This is a genomic window from Paracoccus acridae (genome assembly GCF_014642735.1).
GTDB classification, from domain to species: Bacteria; Pseudomonadota; Alphaproteobacteria; order Rhodobacterales; family Rhodobacteraceae; genus Paracoccus; species Paracoccus acridae.
On the sequence record NZ_BMIV01000001.1, the window covers coordinates 418,088 to 431,837 of the forward strand.

The 13,750-nt window shown below is 66.1% G+C and carries 12 protein-coding genes; 5 read left to right on the forward strand and 7 right to left on the reverse strand.

Annotation, left to right across the window (positions count from 1 at the left end):
• Positions 1 to 9 precede the first annotated feature (9 nt).
• Positions 10 to 1,341 carry an HlyD family type I secretion periplasmic adaptor subunit gene (locus tag IEX25_RS02165; protein WP_370463830.1) on the reverse strand — a complete coding sequence of 444 codons (1,332 nt, stop codon included), beginning with the start codon at positions 1,339 to 1,341 and terminating at the stop codon, positions 10 to 12.
• Positions 1,342 to 1,514: 173 nt separating this feature from the next.
• Positions 1,515 to 3,266 carry a type I secretion system permease/ATPase gene (locus IEX25_RS02170; protein WP_188713837.1) on the reverse strand — a complete coding sequence of 584 codons (1,752 nt, stop codon included), beginning with the start codon at positions 3,264 to 3,266 and terminating at the stop codon, positions 1,515 to 1,517.
• A 195-nt stretch (positions 3,267 to 3,461) separates the two neighbouring features.
• Here IEX25_RS02170 and IEX25_RS02175 point away from each other — a divergent pair, with 195 nt between their 5' ends.
• Together IEX25_RS02175 and IEX25_RS02180 are read left to right on the forward strand one after the other, a co-directional pair.
• Positions 3,462 to 4,163: an MlaA family lipoprotein gene (locus tag IEX25_RS02175; RefSeq protein ID WP_229664996.1), complete on the forward strand. Its 702-nt coding sequence runs from the start codon at positions 3,462 to 3,464 to the stop codon at positions 4,161 to 4,163.
• Positions 4,153 to 4,755, forward strand: coding sequence for an MlaC/ttg2D family ABC transporter substrate-binding protein (locus IEX25_RS02180; RefSeq protein WP_188713839.1), 603 nt, complete (start codon positions 4,153 to 4,155; stop codon positions 4,753 to 4,755). The genes IEX25_RS02175 and IEX25_RS02180 overlap by 11 nt, the downstream gene beginning before the upstream one ends.
• Positions 4,756 to 4,773: 18 nt before the next feature.
• On the opposite strand, the gene IEX25_RS02185 is transcribed toward IEX25_RS02180, so the two are convergent.
• From IEX25_RS02185 to IEX25_RS02200, 4 genes are all read right to left on the reverse strand, one after another.
• Positions 4,774 to 6,228, reverse strand: coding sequence for a calcium-binding protein (locus tag IEX25_RS02185; RefSeq protein ID WP_188713840.1), 1,455 nt, complete (start codon positions 6,226 to 6,228; stop codon positions 4,774 to 4,776).
• 380 nt (positions 6,229 to 6,608) lie between these two features.
• Positions 6,609 to 8,861 (reverse strand): transglycosylase domain-containing protein, encoded by a 2,253-nt coding sequence (locus tag IEX25_RS02190; RefSeq protein ID WP_103172160.1) that lies wholly within the window; start codon positions 8,859 to 8,861, stop codon positions 6,609 to 6,611.
• 159 nt (positions 8,862 to 9,020) lie between these two features.
• The gene (locus tag IEX25_RS02195; protein WP_308421423.1) at positions 9,021 to 10,424 is read right to left on the reverse strand and encodes an ammonium transporter; all 1,404 of its coding nucleotides are present in this window, start codon (positions 10,422 to 10,424) and stop codon (positions 9,021 to 9,023) included.
• A gap of 241 nt (positions 10,425 to 10,665) precedes the next feature.
• Positions 10,666 to 11,667, reverse strand: a complete 1,002-nt coding sequence (locus IEX25_RS02200) for a polyprenyl synthetase family protein (protein WP_103172162.1) — start codon at positions 11,665 to 11,667, stop codon at positions 10,666 to 10,668.
• Between the two features lie 75 nt (positions 11,668 to 11,742).
• Here IEX25_RS02200 and IEX25_RS02205 point away from each other — a divergent pair, with 75 nt between their 5' ends.
• The 3 genes from IEX25_RS02205 to IEX25_RS02215 are packed head-to-tail and all read left to right on the forward strand — an operon-like array spanning position 11,743 to position 12,928.
• Positions 11,743 to 11,952: a putative signal transducing protein gene (locus tag IEX25_RS02205; protein WP_103172163.1), complete on the forward strand. Its 210-nt coding sequence runs from the start codon at positions 11,743 to 11,745 to the stop codon at positions 11,950 to 11,952.
• Positions 11,945 to 12,703, forward strand: a complete 759-nt coding sequence (locus IEX25_RS02210; protein ID WP_188713842.1) for a tRNA1(Val) (adenine(37)-N6)-methyltransferase — start codon at positions 11,945 to 11,947, stop codon at positions 12,701 to 12,703. Before IEX25_RS02205 ends, IEX25_RS02210 begins: the two co-directional genes overlap by 8 nt.
• Before the next feature lie 60 nt (positions 12,704 to 12,763).
• Positions 12,764 to 12,928, forward strand: a complete 165-nt coding sequence (locus tag IEX25_RS02215) for a YdcH family protein (RefSeq protein ID WP_103172165.1) — start codon at positions 12,764 to 12,766, stop codon at positions 12,926 to 12,928.
• Between the two features lie 72 nt (positions 12,929 to 13,000).
• Here IEX25_RS02215 and IEX25_RS02220 read toward each other — a convergent pair whose 3' ends face one another.
• Positions 13,001 to 13,726, reverse strand: coding sequence for a beta-ketoacyl-ACP reductase (locus IEX25_RS02220; RefSeq protein ID WP_103172166.1), 726 nt, complete (start codon positions 13,724 to 13,726; stop codon positions 13,001 to 13,003).
• Positions 13,727 to 13,750 lie beyond the last annotated feature (24 nt).

The following is a 13,750-nucleotide window of genomic DNA, read 5'->3' on the forward strand; positions in this document are numbered from 1 at the left end:
CCCACGCCGTCAGCTTTCCCGGAATGCCCGGTTGAAGTAATCGGCCAGCGGCTTGACCAGATAGGCCATGGGGCTGCGTTCGCCCGTCTGGATGAAGACCTCGACCGGCATCCCCGGGATCAGCGCAAGATCGCCCAGCTTTTCAAGCTGTTCCGCAGGGATCGTCACTTCGGCGCGGTAATAGGGCATCCGCGTCGCCTCATCCATCAACGCATCCGCCGACACACGGCCCAGCACGCCGTCGATTTCCGGCGTCGTGCGCGATGAAAAGGCCGAAAAACGCAGCACCACCGGCTGGCCGGCCTGCACCTCGTCCACGTTGATCGTGGCCAGGCGCGCGCTGACGACCAGGGGGCGGTCCTGCGGGATCACATAAAGGACCGGATCGGCCGGACGGATCACCGACCGGGGCGTCGTCACCTGCATGTTGTAGATCACGCCCGCCGCCGGCGCGCGGATGTCCAGGCGGTTGATCTGTTCGATCAGGCTGCGGCGTCGTTCGGCAAGCTCCAGCTCGCGATAGCCCAGGTCGCGCAACTCGGTTTCCGCTTCCTCGCGCCGTTCTGCGCCCAGGCGAAGCCGCTGGATGTCCAGTTCGGTTTGACGGGTTTCCGCAGCGGCCCGGCTGGCCTTCAGTTCGCCCACCTGGCCGTCCAGGCTTGCAGCCTCACGTTCCAGGGCCAGCACCCGCGACGCCTGCGCCAGGCCGCGATCCAGCAGGGATTGCTGGTCCTCCAGTTCCTCTCCGATCAGTTCGCGCTGGCGGTTGAGCGCCACGATCTGCGCGTCGATGCCCTCGACCTGCTGGCGGACCTGTTCGGATTGCTTTTCCAACTGCTCGATCGACTGGCGCAGGGTGTCGCGGCGGGTGGCGAAAAGGCTTCGCTGGCCCTCGATCAGGGCTTGCAGATCGGCATCGTCTTCGGCGGCGGTCAGCAGTTCCTCGGGGATTTCCATGGTTTCCGCATCGGCGCGCTCGGCCTCGAGCCTGCCTCGGCGGGCCAGGATCTCGAAATACTGGCCTTCGACGATGGCATGTTCGGTCCGCAGCAGGCTGCCGTCCAGGCGGATCAGGGGCTGGCCCGCCTCGACCGTCTCGCCGTCCTTGACCAGGATATCCTCGACCACGCCGCCGTCCGGGTGCTGCACGATCTGGCGCTGCTGTTCGACCTCGACCTGGCCGCTGGCCACGACCGCGCCCGAGATGCGGCTTTGCATCGCCCAGACGGTGAAGCCGCCCAGCAACACGAGGATGGCGATGAGCCCGGTCCAGAGCGCGCCTCGAACCGACCAGCGGGACGGATCGGGCGGCGCGATCGGCCGGGGCGGCGCCGGGGGCATCGGCGGCTCGACCGGGGGGGCGGGCTCGGCCTGCGTGGGCGGGCGGGATGCGGCGGGGCCGGGGATCGGTGTGTCGGTCGGGGGGGCGATGCGGCTGGACAGGATGCCCGTCTGGATGCCTGACGGACGCGGGGCGGGATTTTGCCCGCCTTCGGGCCTTTGGTTCTCGTTGCTCATGATACGCCCCCTACGCGTCCGGCTTCCTGGGATTTCAGGATCTGCGCTGAATTCTGTACCATTTCCTGCAAGACCTTGTCGCGTGGCCCGAAGGCGCGGCGGATACCCTGTTCCATGACCAGAAGCAGGTCGCATTCGTTGATGGCGGCGGGCCGGTGCGCCATGATGATGACGCAGCCGTTCTGCGCCTTGACCCGCCGGATCGCCGCGTTCAGCGCCAGAGAGCCTTCGTTGTCCAGGTTCGAGTTCGGTTCATCCAGAACCAGCATCACCGGGTCGGGATACAGGGCACGGGCCAGGCCGATCCGCTGGATCTGCCCGCCCGACAGGCGGCCGGCGGCCTGGCTGATGCGCGTGTCATAGCCCCGCGGCAGATCCAGGATCATCTGATGCGCCGCCGCCGCTTGCGCCGCACGCACCACGCGGGCCGGATCCATGTCGGGCGACAGGCGGGCGATGTTTTCGGCAATCGTCCCGTCGAACAGCGTCACCTGCTGCGGCAGATAGCCGATCATGTTGCCCAACACGTCGGGGTCGTATTGATCCAGCGTCGCCCCGCCCAGCCGGATCGACCCGGCGCCCACCGGCCAGGAACCGATCAGCGCCCTGGCAAGCGTCGATTTCCCCGCGCCCGACGGACCGATGACGCCCAATGCCTGTCCCGGCGCGATGGCAAAGGACACGCCGCGCACGGTGGCGACATTCTGTCCCGGAGGCGCGACGGAAAGCTGACGCACCTCGACCACGGCCTCGGGGCGGGGCAGGGGGGTGTGGTTGACCTGCGCGGGCTGGCGGGACAGCAGGCGGGCCAGGCGTTCCCAGGCATCCTGGGATGCCTGCACCATGGGCCAGCCGCCGACCAGCTGTTCGACCGGCGCAAGCGCGCGGCCCATCATGATCGAACTGGCGATCATCGCGCCCGGGGTGACGGCCTGCTGCAGGACCAGCCAAGCCCCGGCGGCAAGCATGGCGCTTTGCAGGAACAGCCGGAAGGTCTTGGAAAAGACCGTAAAGCCCGATTGCAGGTCGGCGCCCTTGACGGATTGCTCCTGCGCCTCGGCCCTGGCCTTGCGCCAGCGGGCAAAGGTGGCCCCGCGCATCCCGAGAGCGCCGATCACCTCGCCTTCGTCGCGATAAAGGTCGGCCATGCGCTGCGCCTGGGCCGAAGCCGAGGTGGACTGCTGCAAGGGCGCCTTGGTCAGCGTGCGGTTCGCCAGGGTGGACACCACCAGGATCGCCCCGCCGATGGTCGCCACGATCCCCAGCAGCGGGTGGAAGATATAGACCGCCGCCAGGAACAGGGGCGCCCAGGGCAGGTCGAAGGCGGCCAGCAGCACGGGCGAGGCGATCAGCCGCTGGACCGTGTCCAGATCGCGCATCCCGCTGGCGGCCACGGCCGATTCGTCGCCCGAAATCGCCCCCTCGCGCAGGGCTGCGGTGAAGACCCGGCCTTCCAGCCGGTCCTGAAACCGCGCGGCAATGCGCTGCATGACGCGGGCGCGGATGAAATCCACGAAGCCCATCAGCACGAACAGGAACACCACCAGCACGAACAGGGCGGTCAGCGTCTCGACCGACCGGGATGCCAGAACCCGGTCATAAACCTGCAGCATGAACAACGGCCCGGTCAGCATCAGCAGGTTCACGACGGCCGAAAACAGCCCGACCGCGCCGAACAGGGGCAAGCCCGTGGCGCGCGCCTTGCGCAGTTCCTTGGCGCCTTCCTGAAATGCGGGCGACTTGCTCATTCCATTCATCCTTCATGTTCCGCCGTCGGGGCGGCCTTGCCGCAGGGCCTGCACGCCAGTATGCGATCCTTGCTGGCCTACTGTCATGCCCCTTGTAGTATTCCGAAAAGGTTAGGAGATCCTTTGCGTCCCTTGTCCCTTGTCGCTCCGCTGGCCCTCAGCGTGATTCTGGCGGGCTGCGCGTCGGAACCTGTGATGCAGGACGGCATTCGCGTCAACGACCCGTTCGAACGGCAGAATCGCCGTGTTCATGCCTTCAACAAGGCCTTCGATGAACGGGTGGTCGCCCCCGTGGCGCGGCTTGCCTCGCCAGGCGACGGTGCATCGGACAGCCCGGGTGCGATGGATCTGGTCATCAATGCCGGATCGAACCTGTCGCTGCCGGGCAAGGTCGTGAACAGCGTGATGCAAGGCCGCCCTGAACCCGCGATCAAGAATTTTTTCCGCTTTGCCGTCAATACGACGCTTGGAATCGGGGGGCTGTTCGATCCCGCCGGCCGGGACTTCGGCCTGCCCGAACAGGACACCGATTTCGGAGAGACCCTGGCGGTCTGGGGCGTCCCCGAAGGGGTCTATCTTGAGCTGCCGATCCTGGGTCCATCGACCCAGCGGGACGCGGTGGGCAAGGTGGTCGATCTGGCTATCGACCCCCTGAATCATGTCCTGCACCGGGATGGGGCATGGGCGGCTTTTGGCCTACGGGTGGCCTCAAAAGCCGGTGATCGGGCGCGCTTTGGCGAAACGGTGGATAGTGTTCTGCAAGGCAGTGCGGATAGCTATGCCCAATTGCGGCTGATCTATCTGATGCACCGCCGCCATGAACTGAACGAGGAGGGGACCGAGATTGACCCATATGCCGAGACTGCGGATGACGCCATCGACCCCTATGCCGAATAGCAGGCGCGGTATCCTGATGCTGCTGGGCGGTGCCGCCGCGCTGAGCGTGGCGCCCCTGCGCGGGGCCTGGGCGCTGGATTCGAACCATGCCCATGCCCTGATCGACACCGCTTTGGGCGAGGTTTACGGCGTCATCAATTCCGGCAAGCCGACGGCGCAGATGTATCGCGACTTCGAATCGATCTTCGTCCGCTATGCCGATGTGGACGTGATCGCCCGGTCCGCCCTCGGCCCCGCCGCACGCCAGGCTGATCCCGCCGCGCTGTCTGCCTATACCCAGGCGTTCCAGGGCTATATCGGCCGCAAATACGGCAAGCGGTTCCGCGAGTTCATCGGATCGAAGATCGAGGTGACGGGCGCGCGTCCGCTGAAAAGCTTCTATGCCGTCACCTCGGTCGCCTATCTGAACGGCCGCGCCCCGATGGAGGTCGAATGGCATGTGTCGGACAAGTCGGGCCGCGACAGGTTCTTCAACATCATCATCGAGGGCGTGAACATGCTGGCCAGCGAACGCGCCGAGATCAGCGCCATGCTGACCGCCCGGCGCGGCGACCTGGCGGCGCTGACGGCGGATTTGCAGGCGGCGGGATAGCACCGCCTGCAAGGGCCATCACAGCAGGAAATCGCCCGCGCTCAGGGCGCTTTGCCCCAGAACCGCGATTTCGAAATCGGCCAGCTTGTCGCCGTTGACATCGGCCCGGACCACAAGGTTCGCGCCCGCCTTGAGATACCAGACCGAATTGGCGGCCGCCGCCGTGCCCGAGAAATCAAACGCCTGGTTGCCCGCGACCCGGGTATTGGCGTCCAGGGCGCGCAGGTCGATGTCGTCCACGCCCGTGCGGAAATCCGCGATCCGGTCGCGGCCCGCGCCCACCGCGCTGTCGGACAGGGTGTTGAAGATGAACACGTCCCGTGCTGCATCCAGACCGCCGGCCAGTTGGTCGGTGCCCGCGCCGCCGTTGATCGTGTCCTGCCCGGCCCCGCCGTTCAGGATGTCGTTCCCGGCCCCGCCGATCAACTGGTTGGCTGCGGCATTGCCGGTCAGGCTGTTGTTCAGCGCGTTCCCGGTCCCGCTGATCGCGGCGTTGCCCGTCAGGATCAGGTTCTCGACCTCGCCCCACAGTTTGAACGAGGCGCTGGCCCGCACAAGATCGATGCCCTGTCCCGCAGCCTCGGCCACCTGGTCGCCGGAATTGTCCACGATATAGATGTCATTGCCCGTCCCGCCGCGCAGCAGGTCGATGCCCGTGCCGCCGTCCAGCCAGTCCGCGCCGTCGCCGCCCGTCAGGGTGTCGTTGCCTGCCCCGCCCTCCAGCCGGTTCGCGCCGACAGTCCCGGTCAGGATGTTGTTCAGGCCATTGCCCGTACCATTGAGATTGCCGGTGCCTAGAAGGGTCAGGTTCTCAAGCTGGTATCCCAGGGTCGTGCTGAACGTGGCGCGGACCGTGTCGGTCCCCTGGCCCATGGCTTCGGCAATCACATCCGCCGCGCTGTCCAGGACATAGACGTCATTGCCCGCCCCGCCGCGCAGGGTATCGGTCCCGGCACCGCCATCCAGCCAGTCATTGCCGATCCCTCCGTCCAGCAGGTCATTGTCGATCCCGCCCAAGAGGGTGTCGTTGCCGCCATTCCCCAGCAGGGTGTCCGCCCCCATGCCGCCCACCAACTGGTTCGCCGCCCCGTTCCCGGTCAGGCGATTGGCCAGCAGGTTGCCGGTCCCGTTGATCGCGGCACTGCCGGTCAGGGTGAGGTTCTCGACATTCGCGGCGAGGGCGTGGGTGAAGCTGGCATTGACGGTATCGACGCCTCCGCCGGCAAGCTCGACCACCGTGTCGCCCAAGGTGAGGTGATAGGTATCGTTGCCCGCCCTGCCGGTCAGGACTTCGGCCGCGCCTGTGCCGCGAAGGATGTCATTCGCGCTTCCGCCGGTCGTCAGGTTGTCGTCGAGGATGCGGATTTCTATCGTCTTGTAATTACTTCCGTCCTCGAATGAAAAGCCCCCCGTGCCGGCGACTTGAACGACCAGATACGCAGTTTCGACGGCTTCCTGAATGTCGTCCTGCATTGCAGAAATTGAAAAAGGCTCTCTCTCCGTCTGGGGGAAGCTGCTGACGATCATCATCGAGCCGCTGCCTGACGCTCCACCAATATCAGAGTTCTGCGCCGTTCCACCGCCAACCGTGGTGTAATAGGACCAACTGATCTGATGATTGAACAGCCCTATGAGTTCGAGGCTGAGAGAACGTGTCTGACCTTCCCGAATTGTGATAGTGTCAGGAACGGTAAGTCTAGCGTAAGCCACGAGAAATCCTTACTAAAATATCGTTATTAAACAGTGTCGCAGGATATTCAGCAAGAGCTTCTCGGTTTGAGGCAAGTCCCGGCGCGCATCTTGGTTGCAGAGTTGCAGGATGTAGCCCATCCGCCACAGGAAGGCAGAAGGGATCAATTCCCCCCCAATATCCCGTTCAGCGCCCGGCTCAGCGCATCGTCCGAACTTGCCGTGCTGCTGTCGCCCGGTGTCTGCGGTGCCGTCACGGGCGTTGGCGCCCCCGCACCCGGATTGGCGCTGTTCACCGCACCTGCCAATGCCGCCGCCAGCGGATCGTCGGCCGACCCCGAGGTCACGACCTTGGGCGCGCCGTCGTTCGACAACAGGATCCCGCTGCCGTCGGGCGAAACCGTGGACAGCGGCAGTTCCGGCAGGCCCTCGTGGATGTCGGTCATGACGGCCTGCCAGATCTCGGCGGGCAACCCGCCGCCGGTGACGCCCTTCAGGGGCGTGTTGTCGTCGTATCCCATCCAGACGCCGACCACATATTGTTCCGAAAAGCCCACGAACCAGGCGTCGCGATAGCTGCTGGTGGTGCCGGTCTTGCCCGCCACTGGGCGCGAGCCCATCTTGGCGCGGCCGCCGGTGCCGCTTTCGATCACCTGCTGCATCATGTAGATCAACTGGCCCGCCGAACGCTGGCTGATGACCCGCGCGCCCATGCCGCCGGACTGGCCCATCAGCGGCTGATCGTCGCCCGCGATGCGCAGTTCGACCAGGCCGTAGGGCGCGACCGAGGTGCCGCCGTTGCGGATGCCCGCATAGGCGCCGGTCAACTCCATCAGCGTGGCTTCGGACGCGCCAAGGCCCAGGGACGGGCTGGTGGTCAGGTTGCTGACGATGCCGAAGTCATGGGCGATGCGGCGGACCTCGTTGCGGCCCGCGGCTTCCTGCAGGCGGATGGTGGCGGTGTTCAGCGACTGTTTCAGCGCCGTGGTCAGCGTCACCGCGCCGGAATAGCGGCGGCTGTAGTTCTGGGGCGACCAGGGCTTGCCGCCGGGGATGCGGATGGTCAGGGGCCCGTCCTCGACCCGGTCGCCGGGGCTGTAGCCCGCTTCCAGCGCGGCGGCGAAGACGAAGGGCTTGAAGGCCGACCCGGTCTGGCGCTTGGCCTGGACCGCGCGGTTGAAGGCGCCGTTCACGATGCTGTCACGCCCGCCGATGATCGCGCGCACCGCGCCGTCGGCGGACATCACGACCACCGCAGCCTCGGCCTTGGAGTTGTCGCTGACCTTTTCGTCGAAGATCCGCTTCATCGCCCGTTCCGCCGCCGTCTGGATGCGCGGATCGAAGGTGGTGCGGATGGTCACGTCCTCGGTCGTTTCGCTGGTCAGGAAGCCGGGGCCGGATTCCATCACCCAGTCGGCGAAATACCCGCCCGCACGGGCCTGGGCGGCCTGCGACAGCCGGGCAGGATTGGCGCGGGCCTGCTCGGCCTCGGCCGGGGTGAGGTAGCCTTCCTCGGTCATCAGGCCCAGAACGACGCTGGCGCGGTTCTGGGCGCGCTGCAGGTTCGCGGTGGGCGCGAAATAGCTGGGCGCCTGCAGCAGGCCCGCCAGCATCGCGGCCTCGGAGGCGTTCACGTCGGATGCGGGCTTGTTGAAATACCGCTGGCTCGCGGCCTCGAAGCCGCGCGCGCCGCCGCCCATGTAGGACCGGTTCATGTAGATGTTGAGGATGTCGTCCTTGGAATACTTGGCTTCCAGGGCGAAGGAATAGGGCACTTCCTTGATCTTGCGCCACAGCGACGTGACGCGGCAGTCCTGTTCGAACTCGGCCTCGTTCTTCCAGCGGATCGGGTCGAAGGTATCGCCCAGGCACAGCAGTTTCGCGACCTGCTGGGTGATGGTCGAACCGCCATGGCCCTGCAGGGCGCCGCGGCCTTCGGACAGGTTGATCTTGATGGCGCTGGCGATGCCGATGGGATCGACCCCAAGGTGCCAGTTGAAGCGCCGATCCTCAGTCGCCATCACGGCTTCCTTCAGGACGGGGGCGATCTTGTCGCTGGTGACGGCGCCATAGGTTTCGCCGCGCCAGGCGAAGACCTTGCCGTCATTGTCCAGCATGGTGACGGAGCCGCGCGCGCGGGCGTCGAACAGCGCCTCGGGTTCGGGCAGGCTGGCATAGAAATAGGCGGTGGCCCCGCCGACGATCAGGACCATGACCATGGCCAGGCGCCACAGCGACCCCCACAGGATGCGCCAGATCAGGCCGACGGTGCCCGCGATGGTGCGCATGACCACATTGCCGCGCCGGGCCGGAGCCTTGTGGCGGCGCACCGCCGGTTTCTGTTCCGGTGCGGAGGCGCGCTTGTCGGCAACAGGGCTGCGGCCCGTGCGCTTCGGGGTGCCGGTCGGTCGTTTCATGCGTAGGTGCCTGCGTTTCTGCCCAGGCCGTTCACCGGCCAAATTGTGCGGCACCCTACACGAAGAATCGCCAAAGGGGAATTGCCCGCACCAATTGGTGATCTGCGCATGGAAAAAGGCCCGGCGATTGCCGGGCCTTTCCTGGATCGCGGCCGGGTCTCAGTTATAGGCGTTCTCGCCATGCGTGGTGATGTCCAGGCCCTGGCGTTCGTCGGTATCCGTCACCCGCAACCCGATCAGCGCCTTGACGATGTGGATGGCGACAAAGGACACCAGTCCCGACCAGACGATCGCGATCACCACGCCCAAGGTCTGCGCATAAACCTGGCTGCCCATCGAGAATTCGGCAACCGCGTTCGCGCCATAGTCGAAGACGCCGGTGCCCCCCAGCGACGGCGCCGCGAAGACGCCGGTCAGGATCGCGCCGACGATGCCGCCGATGCCGTGAATGCCGAACACGTCCAGGCTGTCGTCGATGCCCATGCGGGGCTTCATGCTGATGACGAACCACATGCACAGAAGGCCCGCGATCAGGCCGATGGCGATGGCGCCCATCGGGCCCACGAAGCCTGCCGCGGGGGTGATGCCCACCAGGCCCGCGATGGCGCCCGAAATGCCGCCCAGAAGGCTGGGATGGCCGCGAAAGGCCCATTCGCCGAAGGACCAGGCCAGCACGCCCGCGGCGGTGGCGACGGCGGTGTTGATCATCGCCAGCGCGGTCAGGCCGTTGGCTTCCAGGTTTGACCCGGCGTTGAAGCCGAACCAGCCGATCCACAGCAGGCAGCCCCCGATCAGCGTGAAGGTCAGGTTGTGGGGGGCCAGCAGTTCCTTGCGGTAGCCCAGGCGCGGACCGGCGACCATCGCGGCGACCAGGCCCGCGACGCCCGCGTTGATGTGGATGACCGTGCCGCCAGCGAAATCCAGCGCGCCATGCCCGAACAGCAGGCCCGAGGGCGCGTCATAGGCACTCGGCCCGCCCCACCACCAGACCATGTGCGCCATCGGCAGGTAGGAGAAGAAGAACCAGATCACGATGAACATCAGGATTGCGCTGAACTTCAGCCGTTCTGCCGTCGCCCCCACGATCAGGGCGGATGCGATGCAGGCGAAGGCCATCTGGAAGATCACGAAGGACAGTTCGGGGATCACCACGCCTGCCGTGAAGCCCTCGACCACAGAGTCCGTGCCGACGCCCCCCAGGAACATCTTGGACAGCCCGCCGATATAGGGGGTGAAGAAGGTCACGTCCTCGGCCGCGCCCGCGCCGGTGAAGGCCAGCGAATAGCCGAAGGCCACCCACAGGATCGCCATCATGCTGAACACGGTCAGCACCTGCATCAGCACCGACAGCATGTTCTTGGCCCTGACAAGCCCGCCATAGAACAGCGCCAGCCCCGGCAGCGTCATCATCATCACCAGAATGGCCGAGACCAGCATCCAGGTCGTGTCGCCCTTGTCGGGCACCGGCACGGCAGCTTCGACCGCGACCGCAGCGTCCTGCGCGAATGTTGGCGCCGCAAGCAAAAGCGCGGCTGTGGCAATAAAGGGAGCAGCCCTTTTCATCATCGAATCCCCTTCCATGCGGCACCGGACGCCGCCGACGCCCCTTGATTGAGCGGCTTTGACACGCTTGCACAGGCATCAAGCAGGGCGGCGCAGGGGTCAGACGGGGAATGCCCGGCAAATGGGCGATCCAGGGGGATCAAGCCTGCCTATCGGGCAGACCATGGTTGCTCGATACTCGCCCGCGTTGCAGAGCCGGGGGCGAAGCCCCTGATTTGGCGATCAAACCGAGTAGTGGACCTCAGGCGACGCGGCTGACCACGAAATCAGCCAGATCCGACAGCATGTCGCGGATCGGATGCGGCGGCAGCTTGGCCAAGGCGGCTTTGGCGGTGGCCGACCACAGCAGCGCGTCGGTGCGCGCGGCTTCCATCGCGCCGTGATGGGCCAGAAGGGACAGCACCTGTTCCAGATCGCCGTCCCGCTGGTCGCCCTTTTCGATGGTGCGCGACCAGAAGGCCCGTTCCTCGGGCGTGGCGCGGGCCACGGCCTTGATGACCGGCAGGGTCAGCTTGCGTTCCCGGAAATCGTCGCCCACGTTCTTGCCGATGGTTTCCGTGGCGCCGCCGTAATCCAGCAGGTCATCGACGATCTGGAACGCGATGCCCAGGGCGTCGCCATAGTCGAACAGCGCCCGCACCTGGTCGGCCGGGGCGCCGGCAATGACGCCCCCGACCTCGGTCGCGGCCGAGAACAGGGCGGCGGTCTTGCCGCGCACGACCTTCAGATAGATGTTCTCGTCGGTGCGCAGATCCTGGGCGGCGGTCAGTTGCAGCACTTCGCCCTCGGCGATGGTGGCGGCGGCGTTGGACAGGATTTCCAGGGTGCGCAGGTTTCCCGGTTCCACCATCAGCTGGAAGCTGCGCGCGAACAGGTAATCGCCGACCAGGACGCTGGACTTGTTGTCCCACAGAAGGTTCGCGGTCGGGCGTCCGCGCCGCTGGCGGCTTTCGTCCACCACGTCGTCATGCAGCAACGTCGCCGTGTGGATGAATTCGACCGTCGCGGCCAGATGGATGTGGAAGGGGCCGTCATAGCCCATGATCCGGGCAGCAGCCAGGGTCAGCATCGGCCGCAGCCGCTTGCCCCCGGCCTCGATCAGATGGGCCGTCACCTCGGGGATGCGGGGGGCGTTCTCACTGGACATGCGGTCGCGGATCAGGGCGTTCACCGCCTCCATCTCGGCGCCAAGCGCCTCGGACAGCCGATCCAGCGGTTTCTGGACGTTTTCCTTCACACCCATCGCCTTATTCCCCTTGCCGCGTCGTCCCTTGCCATGCCCTCGACAATTGCGCAACCGCCGCCTAGCGTTCCGACCATGAAAGAACTGTTCCGCAGCAACGATCCCGTCCGCATGTCCCGCGCCATCGGCCTGCTGGAGGACGAGGGGATCCCGGCCTTTCCGATGGACCAGCACATGAGCGTGCTGGAAGGTTCGCTGGGCATCCTGCCGCAGCGGCTGATGGTCGCGGACCGCGACGAGTTCATGGCCCGCGCCATCCTGCGCGATGCCGGCCTGGATGAGTGACCTGACCTGCGACGGCTTCCTGGGCGGCCGGTTGCGGATTGCCCAGCCCCGGCGCGGATTTCGGTCGGGCGCGGATGCGGTGATGCTGGCAGCGGCCTGTCCCGCGCAGGCGGGGCAGGCGGTGCTGGAACTGGGCTGCGGGGCAGGGGTGGCAAGCCTGTGCCTGGGGTGGCGCGTGCCAGGCCTGCGGCTGGTGGGCCTGGAGGCGCAGGGGGATTATGCCGACCTGGCGCGGCGCAATGCGACCGCGAATGGCATCGAGATAGCGGTCGTCACGGGCGACGTTGCCCGGCTTCCCGTGGACCTGCGATCGCAGGTCTTCGACCATGTGATCGCCAATCCCCCCTATTTCCTGGGGGGCACGGCGGCCCCGGACGGGGGCCGGGCCATCGCGCGGCGCGAGGACACGCCCCTGGCCGCCTGGATCGACGTGGCCCTGCGCCGCCTGGTGCCCCGCGGCATTGTGACGCTGATCCAGCGGGCCGACCGGCTGGACGCGATCCTGGCCGCCCTGACGGGCCGCGCCGGGGCCGTGACGATCCTGCCCGTTGCGGGGCGCGCCGGGCGCGAGGCAGGGCGCGTGATCGTCCAGGCACAGAAGGGCGCGCGCGGGCCGCTGCGGCTGCTGGCGCCCTTCGTCATGCACCGCGAAGCGGCCCATGGGGGCGATCGCGAGGACCTGACGGAGGCCGCGTCGGCGGTGCTGCGCGAGGGTTCGCCGCTGACGGCTTTGTTTGCAAAAGTCTCGTGACAGAATCACAGGCCTGTGCTGCAATCCCCCTGTTCGACTCAACCTATACAGGAGGACGCGATGTCGGTTGCTTCCCACGTCGAGGAACTGCGCAAGAAACACCAGGTGCTTTCCGAGGCCGTTGAAAGAGAACAAAGAAGCCCTGGATCCAGCGATATTCAGATCAAGGCAATGAAGCGCGAGAAACTTCGTCTCAAGGAAGAGATTTCCCGACTGACCCACTGACCTGTTGAACGGTGACAGATTTGAAGCGGCCCGCGCGATCAGCGCGGGCCGTGGTCGTTTCGGGCGGGTGGATCAGACGAAATACTGGCCGCCATTGGCGCTGATGGTCGATCCGGTGATGAAGCCCGCATCGTCGGATGCCAGGAACACCACCGTCCGGGCGATTTCCTCGGGCTCGCCCAGGCGGCCCACCGGGATCTGCGGGATGATGCGTTCGTTCAGCACCTTTTCGTCGATGGCCTTGACCATCTCGGTCGCGATATAGCCGGGGCAGATCGCGTTCACGGTGATGCCCGCGCGCGCGCCTTCCTGGGCCAGGGCCTTGGTGAAGCCCAGGTCGCCCGCCTTGGCGGCGGAATAGTTGGCCTGGCCCGCCTGTCCCTTCTGCCCGTTGATCGAGCTGATGTTGATGATCCGCCCGAACTTGCGGTCGCGCATTCCCGACCAGACCGGATGGGTCATGTTGAACAGCCCGGTCAGGTTGGTGTCGATGACCTCTTTCCACTGCTGCGGAGTCATCTTGTGGAACATCGCGTCCCGCGTGATGCCCGCGTTGTTGACCAGAACGGCGATGGGGCCGACCTCTTCCTCGATCCGCTTGATGCCTTCGGCGCAGGCGTCATAGTCGGCGACCGACCACTTGTAGGTCTTGATCCCGGTTTCTTCCGTGAAAGCCTTCGCGGCCTCGTCATTGCCCGCATAGGTGGCGGCGACGGTATAGCCAGCCTCTTGAAGCGCCTTGGAAATCGCCGCGCCGATCCCGCGCGAACCACCAGTGACAAGTGCAACCTTGGACATAGATCTTCCCCCTTAAGTTTGGTC

Coding starts and splice junctions, on each gene's coding strand:
- IEX25_RS02220 (WP_103172166.1), bottom strand. CDS start 13,726: ATGTCCAAGGTTGCACTTGTCACTGGTGGTTCGCGCGGGATCGGCGCG.
- IEX25_RS02205 (WP_103172163.1), top strand. CDS start 11,743: ATGAAAGAACTGTTCCGCAGCAACGATCCCGTCCGCATGTCCCGCGCC.
- IEX25_RS02215 (WP_103172165.1), top strand. CDS start 12,764: ATGTCGGTTGCTTCCCACGTCGAGGAACTGCGCAAGAAACACCAGGTG.
- IEX25_RS02185 (WP_188713840.1), bottom strand. CDS start 6,228: ATGCAGGACGACATTCAGGAAGCCGTCGAAACTGCGTATCTGGTCGTT.
- IEX25_RS02165 (WP_370463830.1), bottom strand. CDS start 1,341: ATGCCCCCGGCGCCGCCCCGGCCGATCGCGCCGCCCGATCCGTCCCGC.
- IEX25_RS02175 (WP_229664996.1), top strand. CDS start 3,462: ATGCAGGACGGCATTCGCGTCAACGACCCGTTCGAACGGCAGAATCGC.
- IEX25_RS02195 (WP_308421423.1), bottom strand. CDS start 10,424: ATGAAAAGGGCTGCTCCCTTTATTGCCACAGCCGCGCTTTTGCTTGCG.
- IEX25_RS02170 (WP_188713837.1), bottom strand. CDS start 3,266: ATGAGCAAGTCGCCCGCATTTCAGGAAGGCGCCAAGGAACTGCGCAAG.
- IEX25_RS02180 (WP_188713839.1), top strand. CDS start 4,153: ATGCCGAATAGCAGGCGCGGTATCCTGATGCTGCTGGGCGGTGCCGCC.
- IEX25_RS02190 (WP_103172160.1), bottom strand. CDS start 8,861: ATGAAACGACCGACCGGCACCCCGAAGCGCACGGGCCGCAGCCCTGTT.
- IEX25_RS02200 (WP_103172162.1), bottom strand. CDS start 11,667: ATGGGTGTGAAGGAAAACGTCCAGAAACCGCTGGATCGGCTGTCCGAG.
- IEX25_RS02210 (WP_188713842.1), top strand. CDS start 11,945: ATGAGTGACCTGACCTGCGACGGCTTCCTGGGCGGCCGGTTGCGGATT.